The sequence below is a fragment of the Halapricum sp. CBA1109 genome, from assembly GCF_009741825.1.
Taxonomy (GTDB): Archaea; Halobacteriota; Halobacteria; order Halobacteriales; family Haloarculaceae; genus Halapricum.
In genome coordinates, this window is the sequence record NZ_WPCA01000047.1 from 1 (window position 1) to 17,777 (window position 17,777).

The 17,777-nt window shown below is 68.0% G+C and carries 19 protein-coding genes and 1 pseudogene; 8 read left to right on the plus strand and 12 right to left on the minus strand.

Going from position 1 to position 17,777, the window contains the following annotated elements; translation table 11 throughout:
• Positions 1-55: 55 nt before the first annotated feature.
• From GJ629_RS07120 to GJ629_RS07135, 4 genes are read right to left on the minus strand one after another with little or no spacing between them, the layout of a single operon-like run.
• Positions 56-544, minus strand: coding sequence for a hypothetical protein (locus tag GJ629_RS07120; protein WP_157512375.1), 489 nt, complete (start codon positions 542-544; stop codon positions 56-58).
• On the minus strand, positions 522-1,001 hold the full coding sequence (locus tag GJ629_RS07125) for a hypothetical protein (RefSeq protein ID WP_157512376.1): 480 nt from the start codon (positions 999-1,001) through the stop codon (positions 522-524). Before GJ629_RS07125 ends, GJ629_RS07120 begins: the two co-directional genes overlap by 23 nt.
• Complete coding sequence (locus GJ629_RS07130) at positions 998-2,731, minus strand: spermidine synthase (RefSeq protein WP_157512377.1); 1,734 nt, start codon at positions 2,729-2,731, stop codon at positions 998-1,000. The genes GJ629_RS07125 and GJ629_RS07130 overlap by 4 nt, the downstream gene beginning before the upstream one ends.
• A gap of 4 nt (positions 2,732-2,735) precedes the next feature.
• Positions 2,736-3,416 carry a hypothetical protein gene (locus GJ629_RS07135; protein ID WP_157512378.1) on the minus strand — a complete coding sequence of 227 codons (681 nt, stop codon included), beginning with the start codon at positions 3,414-3,416 and terminating at the stop codon, positions 2,736-2,738.
• Between the two features lie 85 nt (positions 3,417-3,501).
• Between GJ629_RS07135 and GJ629_RS07140 the strand changes: the two genes are divergently transcribed.
• The gene (locus GJ629_RS07140) at positions 3,502-4,083 is read left to right on the plus strand and encodes a GNAT family N-acetyltransferase (protein ID WP_157512379.1); all 582 of its coding nucleotides are present in this window, start codon (positions 3,502-3,504) and stop codon (positions 4,081-4,083) included.
• 4 nt (positions 4,084-4,087) lie between these two features.
• On the opposite strand, the gene GJ629_RS07145 is transcribed toward GJ629_RS07140, so the two are convergent.
• Entirely contained in the window at positions 4,088-4,753 is a 666-nt protein-coding gene (locus tag GJ629_RS07145; RefSeq protein ID WP_157512380.1) for an HAD family hydrolase, read from the minus strand.
• A gap of 79 nt (positions 4,754-4,832) precedes the next feature.
• Here GJ629_RS07145 and GJ629_RS07150 point away from each other — a divergent pair, with 79 nt between their 5' ends.
• Complete coding sequence (locus GJ629_RS07150; RefSeq protein WP_157512381.1) at positions 4,833-6,512, plus strand: methylmalonyl-CoA mutase; 1,680 nt, start codon at positions 4,833-4,835, stop codon at positions 6,510-6,512.
• 31 nt (positions 6,513-6,543) lie between these two features.
• Positions 6,544-6,939 carry a methylmalonyl-CoA epimerase gene (mce, locus tag GJ629_RS07155; protein ID WP_157512382.1) on the plus strand — a complete coding sequence of 132 codons (396 nt, stop codon included), beginning with the start codon at positions 6,544-6,546 and terminating at the stop codon, positions 6,937-6,939.
• Between the two features lie 362 nt (positions 6,940-7,301).
• Here the strand turns inward: mce and GJ629_RS07160 are convergent, their stop codons facing one another.
• A complete protein-coding gene (locus tag GJ629_RS07160) occupies positions 7,302-7,946 on the minus strand; it encodes a ferredoxin--NADP reductase (RefSeq protein WP_157512383.1) in 645 nt (214 codons plus the stop codon).
• Between the two features lie 365 nt (positions 7,947-8,311).
• Between GJ629_RS07160 and GJ629_RS07165 the strand changes: the two genes are divergently transcribed.
• From GJ629_RS07165 to GJ629_RS07175, 3 genes are read left to right on the plus strand one after another with little or no spacing between them, the layout of a single operon-like run.
• Positions 8,312-10,072, plus strand: a complete 1,761-nt coding sequence (locus GJ629_RS07165; RefSeq protein WP_157512384.1) for a 2-oxoacid:acceptor oxidoreductase subunit alpha — start codon at positions 8,312-8,314, stop codon at positions 10,070-10,072.
• Positions 10,069-10,932 carry a 2-oxoacid:ferredoxin oxidoreductase subunit beta gene (locus GJ629_RS07170; RefSeq protein WP_157512385.1) on the plus strand — a complete coding sequence of 288 codons (864 nt, stop codon included), beginning with the start codon at positions 10,069-10,071 and terminating at the stop codon, positions 10,930-10,932. The genes GJ629_RS07165 and GJ629_RS07170 overlap by 4 nt, the downstream gene beginning before the upstream one ends.
• A gap of 42 nt (positions 10,933-10,974) precedes the next feature.
• Positions 10,975-11,184 carry a YgaP-like transmembrane domain gene (locus GJ629_RS07175; RefSeq protein ID WP_157512386.1) on the plus strand — a complete coding sequence of 70 codons (210 nt, stop codon included), beginning with the start codon at positions 10,975-10,977 and terminating at the stop codon, positions 11,182-11,184.
• 3 nt (positions 11,185-11,187) lie between these two features.
• Here GJ629_RS07175 and GJ629_RS07180 read toward each other — a convergent pair whose 3' ends face one another.
• Genes GJ629_RS07180 through GJ629_RS07200 form a run of 5 tightly spaced genes read right to left on the minus strand, consistent with a single transcriptional unit; the run spans position 11,188 to position 16,112 of the window.
• On the minus strand, positions 11,188-12,246 hold the full coding sequence (locus GJ629_RS07180; protein ID WP_157512387.1) for a phytoene/squalene synthase family protein: 1,059 nt from the start codon (positions 12,244-12,246) through the stop codon (positions 11,188-11,190).
• Between the two features lie 53 nt (positions 12,247-12,299).
• Positions 12,300-13,085, minus strand: coding sequence for an ABC transporter permease (locus tag GJ629_RS07185; protein ID WP_157512388.1), 786 nt, complete (start codon positions 13,083-13,085; stop codon positions 12,300-12,302).
• Complete coding sequence (locus tag GJ629_RS07190; protein WP_157512389.1) at positions 13,082-14,032, minus strand: ABC transporter ATP-binding protein; 951 nt, start codon at positions 14,030-14,032, stop codon at positions 13,082-13,084. The genes GJ629_RS07185 and GJ629_RS07190 overlap by 4 nt, the downstream gene beginning before the upstream one ends.
• Positions 14,033-14,071: 39 nt before the next feature.
• Positions 14,072-14,743 (minus strand): hypothetical protein, encoded by a 672-nt coding sequence (locus GJ629_RS07195; protein ID WP_157512390.1) that lies wholly within the window; start codon positions 14,741-14,743, stop codon positions 14,072-14,074.
• Between the two features lies 1 nt (position 14,744).
• Positions 14,745-16,112 carry a heme o synthase gene (locus tag GJ629_RS07200; RefSeq protein WP_370515816.1) on the minus strand — a complete coding sequence of 456 codons (1,368 nt, stop codon included), beginning with the start codon at positions 16,110-16,112 and terminating at the stop codon, positions 14,745-14,747.
• 132 nt (positions 16,113-16,244) lie between these two features.
• On the opposite strand from GJ629_RS07200, the gene coxB reads away from it, so the two are divergent.
• Complete coding sequence (gene coxB, locus GJ629_RS07205) at positions 16,245-17,063, plus strand: cytochrome c oxidase subunit II (RefSeq protein WP_157512392.1); 819 nt, start codon at positions 16,245-16,247, stop codon at positions 17,061-17,063.
• Positions 17,064-17,100: 37 nt separating this feature from the next.
• Positions 17,101-17,538 carry a MaoC family dehydratase gene (locus tag GJ629_RS07210; protein ID WP_157512393.1) on the plus strand — a complete coding sequence of 146 codons (438 nt, stop codon included), beginning with the start codon at positions 17,101-17,103 and terminating at the stop codon, positions 17,536-17,538.
• 22 nt (positions 17,539-17,560) lie between these two features.
• On the opposite strand, the pseudogene GJ629_RS16115 reads toward GJ629_RS07210, so the two are convergent.
• Positions 17,561-17,777, minus strand: a pseudogene (locus GJ629_RS16115) (hypothetical protein); the annotation flags it as partial.

Genomic DNA, 17,777 nt, shown 5'->3' on the forward strand with positions numbered 1-17,777 from the left:
GCGATCCGTGTCATACCGGCCTATCCACGCGCAGGCAGAGAACCGTTTCCGGCGGTCAGGCCGACTCGACCGTGACGCCTCCGTCGGCGGTGACGGTCACCTCGTGGCCGCCGCCGGTCAGGACGATACCGGTGTCCGGGGACTCGACCGTCCGCGACCGCTGGTACCCGGTCACCGACGCGTCACAGGCCGACGGCGGCGTCGTCGGCGCGGTGTCGTCGTGGAACACCTGCTCGACGCCGTCGGCGTCGATACTCCCGGTGGCCCCGTAGGCGACGAAGACGTCCTCGGGGGTGTCCAGCAGGGCGTCGCCGTGGACGCCGTCGACGTAGCCGTCTTCGATGTCGCCGGCGACGCGTTTCTCGGGGTCGACGTCGACCGACGCCTCGATTGGCGTCGCCGAGAACACCCACTCGGCGTTTCTGATTTCGAGTCCCCCGTCGACGCTCTCGGACCTGACGAAGACGTCCTCGGGGTCCTCGATAGCGACGGGCGTTCGCTGTTCTCCGTCCAGTGTCACGTCACCGCTGTACTCGTCGTTCATGGGTTTCAGTGGTCGTTACCGTGGTCGTCGTCCGCAACGCGAGGTCGTACTCCGGGTACGTGTGGTAGGTCTCGTACCCCCGCCCGGAGAGGTCGACGGTCGTGTAGGCGTCCGGGCCGAATCGATAGGCCACGTCGGCGGCCTCGGGGCCCGGGAACGCCGACAGCGGCCGCCCCTCGACGGTGGTGGTCGCCGTCGCCGCGCCGGCGTCCGTCTCGAAGCGGCGGTCGGTCCCGACGGTCAGCGGCACGTCGACGACGGACGGCCCCTCGACCGGTTCACACGAGCAGAGTTCGTGATAGTCCAAATCCGGCGAACCGAGGTAGTGCGAACTCCCGATGACGGCGACGGTCCACTCGGCGCCGAGCAGCGACCGCGTCTCGCTGTGTTTGATGTCGAGTCCGTTCAGGTCGGGCCGTTCGGACCGCTGGCTGAGGTGGAGGGTCTCGTCGCTCATGTGTCTATCAGGATGTCGTAGTTCGGGTCGAAGCGGCCGTTGACGGCCGCCCCGCGGTGTCTGGTGATCGGTTCCCACTGCGCGTCGGCGTAGTCGCTCCCGTATCGGTCGACGTACGCCCCGCCTTCCGCCGGGTCGAGCGAGGGCGTGGCCTCGGGCGAGAACAACTTGAACCGCTCGACGCGTTCGGTCCGGTCGTCGCCGTCGATGTCGCCGTGGGCCCAGTACTCCAGCGCGTGCGTGAACCCGGCCGCGCGGACGGTGTTGGCGTACGCCGCGTGGTGGTCGCCGTAGGCCGCCTGTGAGTAGGTCCACGTGCCGACGAGGCCGCCGTCCGTGAGGTGTCGCCGGAGTTGCTCGTAGAACTGCACGGAGTACAGTCCCAGCAGGTCGTCGTCCGTCGCGCCCGGCAGGTCCAGCAGGATCAGGTCGTAGCGTTCGTCGCTGTCGGTCAGGTAGTCGTAGGCGTCGCCGACGCTCACGTTCAGGCGGTCGTAGCGGTAGGCGTGGTCGTGGTACTGCGCCAGCCACTCGCTGTCTCTCGCCATCGACATAAACTCGCCGTCGATATCGACGAGGTCCACGTCGACACCGTACTCCCGGAGGTGGTCGACGGCCACGAAGTCGCCGCCGCCGACGACCAACACGTCCGTCTCAGAGCCGTTCTCGAACAGCGTCATCGGCACGTCCGCGAGGCCGTGGTGGTACGGCCGCGCCCAGCTATCACAGAGCTGTACCGCGGTGTCCAGCCGAAGACAGCGCTCGGTATCGCCCTCGAAGTAGGGGTTCTCCCGGTCGCCGGTCCACGTCCGGGTGTACTCTGTGACCCGCTGGTACTGGGTCGTCTGTACGTCCGTCACCGTCGCGTCGACGTTCCCGCCGGGGTATTCGGCCTCTATCGTCGCCTCCATATAGGCGCTCGTCAACTCCTCGTCGACGGTCCGGTAGTTGGCGGCCAGTCCGCCGTAGACCAGCGCGACGACCAGACAGACGGCGACCAGCGTCGGCCGGAGCGAGCGGCCGGGCGACCGCTCGCGGGAGAAGCCGCCGAACCCGGCCGCGAACGCCAGCGCCGCGAGGCCGTTGAGCAACCCGAGGACGAACACCGTCGCCAGCAGGCCGACCCGCGGGTAGAGGACGAACACGTACACCAGCGACCCGGCGAGGCCGCCGAGGTAGTCCATCCCGAGGACCAGCGAGTAGCTGTCGACGTCGTTGCCGTCAGTCGAGACGGAAAAGACCAGTCCGACCAGCCCGTAGACGGCCCCCGAGAGCCGTCGGCCGACGGTCGAGACGAGGCCGTCGCCGTCGGACGCGGTGTCCGCGACAAGCGCCGTCAACAGCGGGAGTTCGAACCCAGAGAGCAGGCCGACCAGTACGACCGGAAGCCGCGCCGCCCACTCCAGCGCGCTCGGCGGGAGCCACTGCGGCGGCACGACGGTCCCGAGCGCGAGGATGTACAGCACGCCCGCGGGGGCGACGACGGCCAACAGCAGTTCCGTCCGGAAGAAGTTCGAGGGCCGGTCGTGGTCGAGCGTCCGCGCGAGGAACGAGCCGACGCCGAGCGAGAAGAAAAACAGCCCGACCGTCAGGCCGTACTGGGTGACCGTCCCGCCGTAGACGACGGTCAGAAGCTCCGAGTACACCAGCTCGTACGCGAAGCTACACAGCGCGACCACGAAGGTCAGCGCGTACAGCGTGCGGCGGCCTGTCCCCGTCTCGAGCCCCATCGACCTAGAGTCTCGGCGAGAGCTTCCAGTGTTGGCCGACGCTCATCTCCTCGGCGCCCTCGACCTCGACGTCGAGATACGACCAGCCGAAGTCGTGGTCGACGCTATCACCGGTCAGCTTCGCCCCTGTTCGGTACCAGCCGGCACCCTGGTCTATCGGATGGGTGACCGCGTCGCCGGCGCTGGCGTCGTACTCTGTCAACTCGTCCGGGTCGAAGTCGCCGTACGCCTCGAGGTCGTCCTCGTCGTCGCCCGGGTCGCCGATGCGGGCCACCCCGACTGTGGCGATGCTGGCGTCGTACCGCTCTATGTCGTCGTCGTGGTCGTCGCGGTAGTCGTTGCCGTAGGCGCCGGCTCCGTACATCGCGTGGCCGTGGTTGCCGTGTCTCGGCGCGTCGCTGTAGCTCCCACTCTTCCCGCGGCCGCTGGCGCCTCTCCCCGCGCCGCCGCCTTTCGCGGCCGCCGCCCGGCCGACGAAGCCTATCGGGACCAGTCCCGCCTCGACGTCCTCGCGGGACTCGACTCTCGGTTGTGGATCTAGCTGTACCTCGAGGCGTCCGTCGGTGACGCGTTGGTTTTCGAACACCTGTGACCGCCGTGGAGGGGCTGTCTCGTCGTCCGAACACCCGGCCATCGCGAGGACACCCACTGTCGCACTCGTAGCGAGGAACCGTCGTCGGTTCATCGTGTCACTGGGGCTTCAATCCTCCCGAAAATATACTTTTTGGACGAGCCGTACCCTTTTGATTCCGGGTAGCCAAGGGAGATGTATGTACGTCCGGGACGCGAAAAACCGCGAGGAAGTCTGGTTGCTGGATCGCATCGAGGAGATGGGCCTGGACGAGACGGCCTTCCGGTCGCGGGACTACGTTATCGCCATCGACGAACAGCGCAACGAGAAGGCCGGGTTCGGCCGAATCAGGATCCACAAGCGCGAGGACGACCCGGACCGCTGTGAGTTGACGAGCATCGGCGTCCTCGAAGCGTGGCGCGGGCAGGGCGTCGGCGCGCACGTCGTCGAGCGGTTGGTCCGGACGGCCGAGGCCGAGGGCTTCGACACCGTCTACACTCTGACCGACCAACCGGAGTATCTCACTCAGTTCGGGTTCTCTCCGGTCGACCCCGACTCGCTCCCGGCGGTTCTCGCTGACAGACTGGCCACCAAACGCGAGGCGATACAGCCTGAGGCCGTCCCGATGACGCTGGCGGTCGAGGACTTCGAGATGCCCGCCAAGCGCCGGGAGGCGTTCAAGGCCGCCGAGGCCGACGACGGCGACGACGAACCCACCGAAAGCGCCGAGGACTTCGGTATCGACCCCGACGAGGCGACTTACAAGTACGACACGAGCTGAGTTCTCAGAGCAGGTCCGTCAGTTCTCCGGGGCGCTCGATGGTCGCGACCGGGTCGACGGGCGCGTCGGCGGGCGCGTCTCCGAGCAGGATGGCCGGCACGTCGGCCTCGGCAGCCCCGAGGATGTCCGTCTCGTAGTTGTTACCGACGTAGACGGTCCGCTCGGGTCGGACGCCGAGGTCCTCAAGGGCGACCACGAACGGGTCGGGGGCGGGCTTTGCGGGCACGTCGTGGCCGGCGTAGACGACCGTCTCGAAGCGTTCGCGGACGCCGATACCGTCGATTTTCGGGTCCTGCATCCCGGGGCCGCCGTTCGTGACGAGGCCGAGCGGATAGCGGTCGGCGAGGTGTGAGAGCGCCGTCTCGGCACCGTCGAGAAACCGGACGTTGCCGTGGTCCCGCGCCGCGGCGTAGGCGTCGGCGACCGCCCGGCCCACCGCGGGGTCGTGCCCGTTCTCGGCCGCGAGGTCCGCGAAACACAGCCGGCGGCGCTCTCCCATCGAGTCCGCGCGGTCGGCGTAGCTGTCGACGCGTTCGGCGTAGTCAGCCGCGGTGAACAGCGGGTCGACGCCCTCGCTCTCGAAGGCGGCCGCGAGCAGCTCCCGCTTCCCGCGGACGTACTCACAGAGGGTTCCGTCTAAGTCCAACAGGACGGCGTCGTAGTCGGACATCACGATCACGTAGCCCGACCGTCGGGAGATATCTTGCGGTCGCCGCCGGTCTTAAGCCCCGCGGTGCCGTGGCTGAGGTATGTTCGACCCGGACGACCTCGAACGCATCCGCGAGGGCAAACGGGAGTGGGAGGCCGAGACGGTCGCCCCGACCGTCGAGCGGTTCGGCGAGCGACGCGACGCCTTCGAGACCGACACCGGCGGCCGCGCGGTCGACCGCCTCTACACCCCGGCAGACGTCGCGGACCTCGACTACGAGTCGGACCTCGGATACCCGGGTCAGGAACCGTACACGCGCGGGGTCTACTCGACGATGTACCGCGGGCGGCTCTGGACGATGCGCCAGTACGCCGGGATGGGGACCGCGAGCGAGACCAACGAGCGGTTCAACTACCTGCTGGAGGAGGGCCAGACCGGGCTCTCGATGGCCTTCGACCTGCCCACCCAGATGGGATACGACTCGGACGCGGGGATGGCCGCCGGCGAGGTGGGGAAGGCCGGTGTCGCTATCGACTCGTTGCGGGATATGGAGACTGTCTTCGACGGCATCCCGCTCGGGGAGGTGTCGACGAGTATGACCATCAACGCGCCCGCCGCCGTCCTGCTGGCGATGTACGTCGCCGTCGGCGACCAGCAGGGTGTCCCCCGCGAGCAACTCCGCGGGACTATCCAGAACGACGTGCTGAAGGAGTACATCGCCCGCAACACCTACATCTACCCGCCCGAGCCCTCGATGCGGATCATCACCGATGTCTTCGCGTTCTGTGCCGAGGAGTTGCCGAAGTTCAACCCCATCTCCATCTCGGGGTACCACGTCCGGGAGGCCGGGTCGACGGCCGCACAGGAAGTCGCGTTCACGCTCGGTAACGGGCTTGCCTACGTCGAAGCGGCGCTGGAGGCGGGGCTGGATGTCGACGAGTTCGCCCCCCAGCTATCGTTCTTTTTCGCCTCCTACAACAACATCTTGGAGGAGGTGGCGAAGTTCCGCGCGGCGAGACGGCTGTGGGCGACACTGGTCGAGGAGCGATTCGATCCCGACGAGTCGGCGAGCAAGCAACTGAAGTTCCACACCCAGACCGCGGGCTCGACGCTGACCGCCCAGCAGATAGAGAACAACGTCGTCCGCGTGGCCTATCAGGCGTTAGCGGCAGTGCTCGGCGGCACGCAGAGCCTCCACACCAACGGCAAAGACGAGGCGCTGTCGCTGCCGACCGAGCAGAGCGTCCGGACGGCGCTGCGGACCCAGCAGATACTGGCTCACGAGTCGGGGGTGGCCGACACCATCGACCCGCTCGGCGGGAGTTACTACGTCGAGAGCCTGACCGACGACATCGAGGCCGAGGCCCGGGAGATACTCGACGCCGTCGACGACCGCGGCGGGATGCGCCCGGCTATCGAGTCCGGGTGGGTCCAGCGCCGGATACAGGACGTGGCCTACGAGCGTCAACAGGAGATAGAGGACGGCGACCGGGTCATCGTCGGCGTCAACGAGTACCGCGTCGAGGAGGACGCACAGGACGCCGACGTGGAGGAAGTCGCGGAGGAGGACGAACGCGCACAGACCGAGCGCCTCGACGAGGTCCGAGCGGAGCGCGATGACGCGGCCGTCGAGGCGGCGCTGGAAGACGTCCGGGCGGCCGCGGAGGGCGACGCGAACCTCGTCCCGCCGCTGATCGACGCCGTGAACGCCTACGCGACGACGGGCGAGATATGTGACGCGCTACGGGACGTCTTCGGCGAGCACCAGCCCGGGCTGTAGATTTTTGTAGCGGTCGCGTGGAGTGGTGACTATGCGCTTCGATCACGCGGGCGTCGCCACCGCGGACCTCGACAGCCTGCTGGAGTTCTACACCGAACTGCTCGATGTCACGGTGGCCCACGAGGAGACGATAGACGGCCTCCGGGTCGCCTTTCTCGACCTCGGCAACGGCTACGTCGAACTGCTGGAACCGGTCGGCGAGGACAACGCAATCGCCTCCTACCTCGACCGCAACGGCCCGGGCATCCACCACCTCGCGATGGGAACAGTGGACCTCGCCGGTGCGCTCGACCGCGCCCGCGAGATGGGCGTCGAGTTGATCGACGAGGAACCGCGGGAGGGCGCGTGGGGCCACGACGTGGCCTTCCTCCACCCCAAGTCGACCGGCGGCGTCCTCGTGGAGTTCGTCGGGCGGAGTCGAGAATAATATGCGGTCGCGTGCGGTGTCGAGCGGTGCGACCGGCGGTCAGGACGCCCGGGCGCGTCCCTGTGGCGCGCCCCGGGGAGGGGTGGGGAATAGTCGCGGGCCGGGCGCTCCGCGCCCGGAAACACGAGCGGCGATAGCCGCGAGCCGCAGTTCCGCGCGCGACTACAGGAAAGCGTCGGCGTCCTGGCGAGCGTAGCGAGCTAGGGCTCGGAAGACGAGCGAAGCGAGTCTTCCGGCGTAACCCAGAGCGCCGCGTCGCATCCGCGACGCGTGCGCCTGCGGGCCTTAGCGACCGAAGGTCGCGGCGGAAATGAAAAGGGCGAGAACGGCCTGCCAAGGCCGTTCGAGGGCTTTCAGGGCGGTCAGCCGAAGTTCTCGACCTTCGCCGCGTCGGCGTCGTAGTCCGCCGCCTCCAGTGCCGCCGTGGCGTCGTCGAGGAAGTCCGCGAAGCCGTAGACGAACACCTGCGGGTCCGCACCGACCGAATCGAGCGCGGCGGCGACGGTGTCGTCCAGCGACTCGTCGGGGGCGAGAATCTCCACGGAGACGCCGTCGTCCATCAGGACGCCGAGGCGGTCGGTGTGGACCGGGGCGTCGTCGCGGTAGACGACCGCGGCCTGCCCGCCGTCGGCGACGGCCCGTTCGGCGATGCCGACCGCCGGGCCGACGCCGGGGCCGCCGGCGAGGACGACGACGCTGTCCTCGTTCTCGTAGTAGGCGTCGCCGAAGGGGCCGGCGACGCGCACCTCGTCGCCGGCGGTCAACTCGGACAGCAGGGGGCCGACCTCGCCCTCGGGGTCTATCTCGACGGTTATCTCGAAGGTGTCCGCGACGTCGGGCGAGGAGATGGTGTAGAACCGCGAGATATCCTCGCCCTCGACCTCGAAGGTGAGTTTGACGAACTGACCGGGGGCGGCCCCAAACTCCGGCGGCGTCTCGAAGGTGATAGCGACCGAGTCGGGGCCGATAGCGTCGACGGCCGCGACGGCGAGCGGTGTCTGGTCCATACCCGAGTGGCCGGGCCGGCGTGGCATGGACTTTTCGGTCGGCCGTCACCGTAACCGATAGTGGCTTCGTACGGCGGGCGTCGATACCTTCCCCGATGTGGTGGACTGCCAACGGCGATGTGGGCGCTCGGACGACCGTAAGCGGCGGATACCGCTGTCCCGAGTGTCGAGCCACGGTCGGAATTTCCGTCGAAGGATTATTTACATTGTCGACGGGACAGTTGGTGGTATTTTTCCGGACGAGAGAGTATCCGGATGATCGTCCAGTATTCGGGCGTAATGGCCGTCGTCTGCGGGAGTCGAGCGGTCGGAGACTACTGCTTTCCGAAGCCTTTTCCTCGGGCGGGAGGTAGAAACTCGGTAGTATGCATGAGGATCTCAACTGGGCCATCGGCGGGGAGGCCGGCGATGGCATCGACTCGACGGGCAAGATATTCGCCCGGGCGCTGTCGCGGGCGGGGCGACACGTCTACACGTCCAAGGACTTCGCCTCGCGGATCCGCGGCGGGTACACGGCCTACAAGATCCGGACCTCCGTCGACCGGGTCGAGAGCGTCGTCGACCGCCTGGACATCCTGATCGCGCTGACCGAACGGACCATCGACGAGAACCTCGACGAACTCCACGAGGGCAGCGTCATCATCTACGACGGCGAGCAGACGACGATGCAGGACGTCGAGATTCCCGAGGGGATGATCGGTCTGCCGGTTCCGCTGAAGGATCTGGGCGAGGAGGCCGGCGGCGCCATTATGCGAAACGTCGTCGCGCTCGGGGCCGCCTGTGAGGTGTCGAACTTCCCCATCGAGAACTTAGACGAGGCCTTAGAGAAGCGCTTTGGCGACAAGGGCCAGGCCATCGTCGACAACAACAAGGAGGCCGCGCGACTCGGACAGGAGTACGTCCGTGAGGAGTTCGACGCCGAGACCGACTACGACTTAGAGTGCACTGACGAGGACTACGTCCTGCTCAACGGCGACGAGGCCATCGGGATGGGCGCTATCGCGGCCGGCTGTCGCTTCTACGCCGGCTACCCGATCACACCGGCGACGGACGTGATGGAGTACCTGACAGGCCGCATCGAGGAGTACGGCGGCGCGGTCGTTCAGGCCGAGGACGAACTGTCGGCGATCAACCTCGCGCTGGGCGGCGCGCGGGCCGGTGCGCGTGCGATGACGGCCACGTCCGGCCCGGGCATCGACCTGATGACCGAGACGTTCGGCCTCATCGCCACGACGGAGACCCCGCTGGTCATCGCCAACGTGATGCGCTCCGGGCCTTCCACTGGGATGCCCACCAAACAGGAACAGGGCGACTTAGAACAGATGCTCTACGGCGGCCACGGGGAGATTCCGCGGTTCGTCCTCGCGCCGACGACCGTCGCCGAGTGTTTCCACAAGACCGTCGAGGCGTTCAATCTCGCCGAGAAGTACCAGATCCCGGTGTATCTCACCGCGGACTTGGCGATGGCGGTCACCGAGCAGACCTACGACCCCGACGAGTTCGATATGGATGCCGTCGAGGTCGACCGCGGGAAGGTCGTCGACGAGGCCGAGGTCGACGAGTGGCTGGACGAGAAGGGCCGCTTCCGGCCCCACGCCGCCACCGAGGACGGTATCAGCCCCCGGGCGTTCCCCGGGACTATCGACGGCGCTCACATGACGACCGGGTTGGAACACGACGAACTCGGTCGCCGGACCGAGGAAGAAGACGTCCGCGTCGATCAGGTGGACAAGCGCCAGCGAAAAGTCGAGACCGCACAGGAGCGTGAGGAGTGGGACTACCGGGAGTTCGGCGACCCCGACGCAGACACGTTGGTCATCTCGTGGGGCTCGAACGAGGGCGCGATGCGGGAGGCCATCGAGTTCCTCGAGGCGGACGGCCCGGACGTGCGGTTCATCTCGGTACCGTACATCTTCCCGCGGCCGGACCTGACCGAGGAAGTCGCGGCCGCCGAAGAGGTCATAGTCGTCGAGTGTAACGCGACGGGGCAGTTCGCCGACCTCGTCGAACACGACACGCTGACGCGGGTCCGGCGGGTCAACAAGTACACCGGCGTCCGGTACAAGGCGGACGAACTGGCCGAGGAGATTCGCAGTGCGGTCGCGGACATGGAGGCAACAGCATGAGCTCAGACGTTCGATTCACGGACTTCAAATCAGACAAGCAACCGACGTGGTGTCCCGGCTGCGGTGACTTCGGGACGATGAACGGGATGATGAAAGCGCTGGCCGAGACCGGCAACAACCCCGACGAGACGTTCATCGTCGCGGGCATCGGCTGTTCCGGCAAGATCGGCACCTACATGCACAGCTACGCGCTGCACGGTGTCCACGGCCGGGCGCTCCCGGTCGGCATCGGCGTGAAACTGGCCAATCAGGACCTCGAAGTGATGGTCGCCGGCGGCGACGGCGACGGCTACTCTATCGGTGCCGGCCACTTCATCCACGCCGTCCGCCGGAACGTCGACATGACCTACGTCGTGATGGACAACCGCATCTACGGCCTCACGAAGGGCCAGTTCTCGCCGACCTCACGCGAGGACTTCGAGACGTCGACCTCGCCGGAGGGAACCCACCAGCAACCGGTCAACCCGAAGGCGCTGGCGCTGAGCGCCGGGGCGACGTTCATCGCTCAGACGTTCTCCTCCGATTCCCAGCGACACACCGAACTCGTCAAGCAGGCCATCGAACACGACGGCTTCGGGTTCGTCAACGTCTACTCGCCGTGTGTCACGTTCAACGACGTCGACACCTACGACTACTTCCGGGACGCCATCGTCGACCTCGACGAGGAGGACCACGACCCCGGCAACTTCGATCAGGCCAAGGACAAGATTCTCGACTCCGAGAAGGAGTACATCGGCGTCCTCTATCAGGACGACGACTCCGTGCCCTACGGCGAGCGGATGGGGCTGGAGGGGTCGATGGCGGACATCCCCGACGGCGCGCCCGAGGACGCGACGGACCTCGTCCGCGAGTTCTACTGACCGCGCCACAGCGTATATTTTCCTCGCGCCCGGAGTTCGGATATGGTCGACTCGAACGTCGGCGGTCGTGATCGCCTGCTCAGAGCCATCGGTGCGGTCGTACTGTCAGTCGTCGCGGTCGGAGCGTTCAAACGCGGACAGCGCTCGCGGGGTCTGCTGGCGGCGCTCGGCGCGCTCGGACTCGGGTTCAACGCTACTACCTGTTTCTGTGGGCTGAACGAGGCGCTCGGCCTCGACACGACGAGCGAGTGAGAATCAGGCCAGCGGTCCCTCGGCGATGGTCGCCCGCAACTCGGCGAGTTCCTCGCCGTCGAGACCGTCGATAGCGCGGTCGATGACGGCACCGACCTCCTGTCGTGATATCTTCACGCCCTCAGTTCGGAGCACGTCGGCCGGGCGGGCCTCGACTTCCCGGAGGGTGCCGACGGCGAGCAGGAAGGGGATGGCCCACGCGGCGACGGTGTTGCCGTCGCGTTCGGGGACGTACTCGAGGTACCGCTGGGCCTGATCGAGACACTCGCGGGCGTCGGCGGCGGTGCGGCGGACGACGGCGACGACGCCGCTCTCGTTGTCGGGATCACAGATTGCCGACTGCTCGACGCCCTCGGCGCGGAGTTCATCGGCTGGGAGGTAAACGTTGTTCTCCTCGCGGAAGTCAGCGCCGACGTCCTTGCAGATGTTGACCAACTGGAGGGCGAGGCCGAACGGTTCGGCGGTCGCTTCGAGCACCGACCGGGTCTCCTCGGGCGTGTCCTCGTCGGTGACGAGGTTCGTGATGAGGTGGCCGACGGTGCCGGCGGCGTAGTGGCAGTACTCGTGGAGTTCCTCGCGGGTCTCGATGCGGAGGCCGCCGTCGTCGGCGTAGCGGTCGACGAACTCGGCCATCCCGGCGACCAGTTCCCGCGCGGGCGGTCGGATCGCCTCGCGGACGCGCTCCGGTTGGTGGTCGAACACCCGGAGGACGCGTTCGGTTTCGGCGACGAGGTCCCAGTCGGCCGACCGGTCGCCGTCCGGCACCCACTGCTCGACGGCCGTCGTGAACGCCTCGCCGGTCGTCTCGTCGTCCGGGTCGAGGACGGCGTCGTAGGTTTCGAGGAGGGCGACCTGCTCTTCGGGCGGGATGTGTCCGGCGTCCTCGACCGTGTCCGGGATCCGACAGAGGAGATACCCGACACAGATAGCGGAGGACATCGGTTCCTCGAGCACGTCGATGGTGATGGCGAACGTCCGGGAGACGTCCTGGACGACCTCGTGACACCAGGCGAGGTCCTCGCTCGGCCCGGCGGCGTCCGCACTGTCGAAGGTGGAACCCATCTGTTGGGTACCGCTTGGTGGGGGAGGCTCAAAAACCCGCCCCTCTCGGTCCGTCATTCCGTCCGGGGGAGGACAGCCGCGCCGGCGACGACGGCCGCCGCCGCCAGCACGACGAGCACCGCGAAATTCGAGAGCGGGTCCCCGCCCAGCACCGCCGACACCGGCGTCTCGCCGACGGCGCCCGCGTCGTAGGTCGCTCCCCTGACACCGCGGGAGAAGTACGTCAGCGGCGAGAGGTCGACCAGCGGCCGGAACCACGACGGCAGCAGCGACAGCGGGACGAACGTCTCCGAGAGAAAGAGCAGCGGGAGCGCAAGCGCGTTCGAGGCCGCGATGACGCCGTCCTGTGAGTCCGCCGTCGCGCCCAGCACCGCACCGATACCGCAGAACAGCGCGACGCCGACGGCGACGAACGCGACCAACAGCGGCGAGAACGTGATGGAAGCCCCGGTCACGACGACCAGCAACGCGAGCAACAACAGCGCCGCGAGGCCGATGACGGCGACGTTGACGAGCGTCTGTGCCAGCAGCCACTCGCTACGGGTCAGCGGCGTCGTCGCCAGCTTCTCGAAGCGGTTGTCCTCGCGGTGGCGGGCCACCTCGCTGCCGACCCGCGACAGCGGCGTAAAGAGGACCACGACGGCGAGATATCCCGGCACGTAGTAGCCTGCTGGCTCGGTGAACAGGCCGCCGCCGGTCGGCTGTGTCTGGACCAGCGCACCGAAGATGACGACGATGATGAGTGGGAACAGAAACGTGAAGAAGACGGCCGTCCGGCGGCGGAGAAAGGCCAGCGCGGCCGCCCGCGTCGACGCTCGGACGCGGCCGACCCGGCTCATCGCTCCCCTCCCGTCGGCCCGGCGACGGCTACCTCGCCGGGGTCGACCGCCTCGCCGGCGTGGTCGACGGCCCGCCCGGTCAGTTCGAGGTAGACGTCCTCTAGGTCGGGTTCGCGCCACGAGAGCGATCCGACGGCGACGCCGGCGGCGGCCAGTGCGTCGACCACGTCGCCGATGTCGACGGGAGCCACGTCGCGGACGACGATCCGGCCGTCGTAGCGCCGGTAGTCGTGGTCGATTTCGATTCGCTCCGGGAGCGTCCCGTCGACACCGACTTCCAGTCGGGTCTGGCCGCCGTACTCATCGATCAGTTCCGACGGCGAGGACAGGGCCACCAGTTCGCCGTCGGCCAGCAGGCCGACCCGGTCGGCCAGCCGCTGGGCCTCGGCCATCGAGTGGGTCGTCAGCAGGACGGTGGTGCCGCCGTCGGCAAGCGATTCGAGGAGGCTCCAGACCGCCCGCCGGCCCGCGGGGTCGATGCCCGTGGTCGGTTCGTCCAGCACCAGCAGGTCGGGGTCGTTGATCAGCGTCGCGCCGACGCAGACCCGACGCTGCTGGCCGCCAGAGAGGTTCTCGTAGTGCGTGTCGGCGCTGTCAGTGAGGCCCACGTCCTCGAGGACGGCCTCGACGCGTCGGGACTCGTCGTAGAGGCCGCCGTAATATTCGAGCGTCTCGTGGGCGGTCAGCCGCGCTGGCGGCGAGAAGGACTGGGGGAGCAGGCCCAACCGCGAGCGGTCGACCGACCGCGGGTCCTCGCCGAACAATGCCACGGACCCTTCGGCGTCGGTGGCCCCGAGGACGGCCCGGACGAGCGTCGTCTTGCCGGCACCGTTCGGACCGATCAGGCCCAGCACCTCGCCGGCGTCGACGGACAGCGAGACGCCGTCGAGCGCGACGGTTTCACCGTAGCGCTTGGCGACGTTCTCGGCGGCGACGACTGCAGTCATAGCTCCGTTTCGGTGGCGGCGACTCAAAGCCGGTTCGGTTCAGACCGTCGGCCGCCACGCGAGCAACGCGACGGTGACGACGAACACGACCGTCGAGATGCCGTAGGAGTAGCCGGTGGCCGCGACGGCGACGGCACTGGCCGACCCGAAGACGCCGGTCGCGACCGTCGCTAGGATGGGCCACGAACAGGAGACACACGACAGCAACCCGAGGACGCCGCCGATGGCCGAGGAGGCCGCGTCGACGACCGTCGCGTAGACGAGGTACGCGAGCGCGAGGTAACCGACGACGCGGTAGGGGAACAAAGACACCCGCAGCGGCGGGGCGCTGTAGGTCAGCGTCGGGCTGAACCCCGGCGGCAGCGACACCGACAGCGAGGGACCGAGCGCCCGCATCGCGCCGAAGTCGAACAGCCCGCCGGCGTAGGAGAGGACGAGGAGGTAGCCGACGGCGATGGCACCGGCGACTGCCTTCCGGCGAGGCGTCGTCTCGGCTGGATTGGCCCGCCACAGCGCCCACAGGCCGACGTTGATCCAGACGAAGGGGTATATCGCGCGCCGCCAGTCCAACAGCGTGACGAAGCGGTCGCCGCTGATCAGTGCGTACCCGAGCAACAGGCCGGCTTCGAGGTGGACGAGGAGGATGCCGGCCAGCAGCGTCCGCGGTTCGGGCCGAATCCGCTCGCGGAGAGAGTGACTCGCGGTCGCCATCTCACACCGCCAGCGTGTCGATGAGGATGGCGATCAGGATGGCTCCGAGGTAGGCGTTCGAGGCGTGGAACGCCCGGAACGCCGCCGATTCGGTCCGTTCGAGGTGGAGGCGGACGACCATCCACAGGAAGACGGCGCCGACGCCGACAGTAGCCAGCGCGAACAGCAGGCCGAGGTCGGTGACGGCGGTCATCGCGCCCGCGGCCAGCAGCGTCGCCGCGAGGTACCAGAGGATGTGCTTGCGGGTGGTCGCCTCGCCGCGGACGACGGGCATCATCGGGAAGCCGCCGGCCGCGTAGTCGTCCTTGTACGCCAGCGCGAGGTTGTAGAAGTGCGCGGGCGTCCACAGGAAGACTAGTCCCGCGAGCGCGAGGCCCGGCAGGCCGATGGTGCCCGTCGCGGCCGCGCCGCCGATGAGCGCCGGGAGCGCGCCGGCCGCGCCGCCGATGACGGTGTTCTGGACGGTGTTGGGCTTGAGCAACAGCGTGTAGACGACGCTGTAAAACAGGATGGCAGTCAGGCCAAGCGCCGCGGTCAGGAGGTTGACGGTCAGGAAGACGGCCATCGACGCCGCCGCGAGGACGAGGCCGAAGGCCACGGCGTTGCGCACCGGGACCTGCTTGGTGACAGTCGGCCTGTCGTTGGTCCGTTCCATCCGACGGTCGACGTCGCGTTCGAGGACGTGATTGAACGTCCCGGACGCGCCGATGGCGAGGACGCCGCCGCCGAGCGTGGCGAGTATCGTCGGGACGGTCAGCGACTGGCCGGCCGACAGCGCCATCCCGGCGGCCGCGACGAGACAGAGCAGCCACATCAGCCGCGGCTTCATCAGCCGGAAGTACGCGTACGCCGTCTCCCGGAGGCCGCTGGGCGGTTGCGGTTCGGGGAGGTCCTCGGGCATCGGGGCCGGTTCGGGGTCGGGCGAGACGGGCGTGTCGTCGCCGCCCTCAAGCGTCCACGCCAGCGCGACGACCAGTGTCGTGAAGATGGTCATCGCCACGGCGAGGTGTAGCCCTGGGAACGGCGCGGCCGCGCCGCTGGTGGCGACGAGCGCCCCCATCCCGATTTGGACGGGGAACAGCGCGAGGCCGGCCAGCAGTGCGAGTTTGACGCGTCGTTCCACGTCGGCCCGGAGGCCGGCGACGACGGTTGCGAGGACGAGCGCACCCACGACGAGGGCGAGGACCCGGTGGCCCCAGCCGATCAGCAGTTGCGTGTCGGCGAGCGACCCGGGCGTCCGACAGACCGGCCACGACGTGCACACGCGGGCGGCGTCGGCTATCGCGGCCGTCGCTCCCGCGATGATGAGGACGTAGACGCCGACGACGGTGGCGGTCAGCAGGGTTCCGAAACGGGACAGTTCACGCACGGGCAGTTCTACTCTAGACTTCGTCTGAGTCTACTTATGGCCCGCGCTTTCGTCCACCCGCGGCGGCCCCGAACGGCGGGTGGCGCGGAGACGACAGCTTATTTATAGCCCAATTCCTTAGGCCGAGATAGTATGACCCGTATCCGTGCCGGTCTCGTCGGGGTGTTCGGGACCGTCCTGCTGGGGGCCGCCAGCGGGACAGCGCTCGCCCAGTCCGCGGACTCGACGACCGAGGAGCTGATCGGCGGCCTCAACGCCGAACTGCTGGCTATCGCCATCCCGCTGACCCTGCTCGTCGAGGGTATCCTCTTCTACACTGTCTGGCGCTACCGCGCGAGCAACGTCGACGAGGCCAAGCCGACCAAGGAGAACCGCCGACTCGAGATCACGTGGACCATCGCGACGGCGCTGGTTCTGCTGTTCGTCGGCTTCGGCGCCTACAGCGTGATGGCACAGGGCGGCTACGACGAGGCCGACGCGGGCGAGGACGCGCTGAACGTCAGCGTCTACGGCAACACCTACTTCTGGCAGTTCGAGTACCCCGACGCGGGCGGGAACAACACCACCGTGATGGTCAACTCGAACCAGGGTGAACTCGTCCTGCCCAAGGGCCAAGAGATACGCCTCAACGTGACCTCCAACGACTGGTTGCACGCCTTCCACGCCCCGGAACTCGGGCTGAAGGCCGACGCCTTCCCCGGCCGGTCGAACTACATCACGACCACGCTCAACACCGAGGGCGACTACCAGTTATACTGCGCTGAGTACTGCGGGACTGGCCACTCCCAGATGATGGCGACCATCAACGTCACCGATCAAGAGACCTTCGACGCCTACGTCGAGAACCTCGCCGAGGAGGCGACCGAGGACACCGGTAACGAGACGGCCGCCGGCACCAACACCACGACGACCGACGGCAACACGACCGCCGCTGCTGTCGCCGATAGCTGACGACGACGCTTTTCTCCCGCCGGACCCACGTTCGGGTATGCGCCACTTCGAGGACTTCGAGCCCGGACAGACCCGTTCGTTCGGCGAGTACACCGTCTCCGAGTCGGAGATAATCGAGTTCGCCGAGCAGTTCGACCCGCAACCGTTCCACACCGACCCCGAGGCGGCCGCGGAGACGCCCTTCGGCGGCGTCGTCGCCAGCGGCTGGCACACCGCCAGCCTGACGATGCGGCTGCTCGTCGCGGAGTTCCTCTCGGAGACGGAGACCCACGGCGCACTCGGCGTCGACGAACTCCGGTGGCGCGACCCGCTTCGCCCGGGCGACACCATCAGCGTCCGCACGGAAGTCCTCGACACCGGCCCGTGGAGCGACGCGGCCGGGCTGGTCACGGTAGCCGTCGAGACACTGGTCGAGGAATCGCCGATCATGACGATGGAGTCGAAGGTACTGTTCGGTCGGCGAGAGCCGCTGTAATCCGTTCTCCCGCACTCGACGGTCAGTCGTCCGCGTCTGCGCTGGTCGTCACCGGCCGCTCGACGGCCGTTTCGACGGCGTCGACCACGCCCTCGGCGTCGGTCGTGACTGCCGCCGACCGGAGCCGTTCGTACTCCCTGCGGGTGTCCTCGCCGGCGTAGTTGCGCTCGTGGAGGGGGCGGCGCTCGACGCGACGGGCTGTCGCCGGCGGCCGCGACGGACAGCGCGAGGCCGTCCTC

Coding starts and splice junctions, on each gene's coding strand:
- GJ629_RS07120 (WP_157512375.1), bottom strand. CDS start 544: ATGAACGACGAGTACAGCGGTGACGTGACACTGGACGGAGAACAGCGA.
- GJ629_RS07125 (WP_157512376.1), bottom strand. CDS start 1,001: ATGAGCGACGAGACCCTCCACCTCAGCCAGCGGTCCGAACGGCCCGAC.
- GJ629_RS07130 (WP_157512377.1), bottom strand. CDS start 2,731: ATGGGGCTCGAGACGGGGACAGGCCGCCGCACGCTGTACGCGCTGACC.
- GJ629_RS07135 (WP_157512378.1), bottom strand. CDS start 3,416: ATGAACCGACGACGGTTCCTCGCTACGAGTGCGACAGTGGGTGTCCTC.
- GJ629_RS07140 (WP_157512379.1), top strand. CDS start 3,502: ATGTACGTCCGGGACGCGAAAAACCGCGAGGAAGTCTGGTTGCTGGAT.
- GJ629_RS07145 (WP_157512380.1), bottom strand. CDS start 4,753: ATGTCCGACTACGACGCCGTCCTGTTGGACTTAGACGGAACCCTCTGT.
- GJ629_RS07150 (WP_157512381.1), top strand. CDS start 4,833: ATGTTCGACCCGGACGACCTCGAACGCATCCGCGAGGGCAAACGGGAG.
- mce (WP_157512382.1), top strand. CDS start 6,544: ATGCGCTTCGATCACGCGGGCGTCGCCACCGCGGACCTCGACAGCCTG.
- GJ629_RS07160 (WP_157512383.1), bottom strand. CDS start 7,946: ATGGACCAGACACCGCTCGCCGTCGCGGCCGTCGACGCTATCGGCCCC.
- GJ629_RS07165 (WP_157512384.1), top strand. CDS start 8,312: ATGCATGAGGATCTCAACTGGGCCATCGGCGGGGAGGCCGGCGATGGC.
- GJ629_RS07170 (WP_157512385.1), top strand. CDS start 10,069: ATGAGCTCAGACGTTCGATTCACGGACTTCAAATCAGACAAGCAACCG.
- GJ629_RS07175 (WP_157512386.1), top strand. CDS start 10,975: ATGGTCGACTCGAACGTCGGCGGTCGTGATCGCCTGCTCAGAGCCATC.
- GJ629_RS07180 (WP_157512387.1), bottom strand. CDS start 12,246: ATGGGTTCCACCTTCGACAGTGCGGACGCCGCCGGGCCGAGCGAGGAC.
- GJ629_RS07185 (WP_157512388.1), bottom strand. CDS start 13,085: ATGAGCCGGGTCGGCCGCGTCCGAGCGTCGACGCGGGCGGCCGCGCTG.
- GJ629_RS07190 (WP_157512389.1), bottom strand. CDS start 14,032: ATGACTGCAGTCGTCGCCGCCGAGAACGTCGCCAAGCGCTACGGTGAA.
- GJ629_RS07195 (WP_157512390.1), bottom strand. CDS start 14,743: ATGGCGACCGCGAGTCACTCTCTCCGCGAGCGGATTCGGCCCGAACCG.
- coxB (WP_157512392.1), top strand. CDS start 16,245: ATGACCCGTATCCGTGCCGGTCTCGTCGGGGTGTTCGGGACCGTCCTG.
- GJ629_RS07210 (WP_157512393.1), top strand. CDS start 17,101: ATGCGCCACTTCGAGGACTTCGAGCCCGGACAGACCCGTTCGTTCGGC.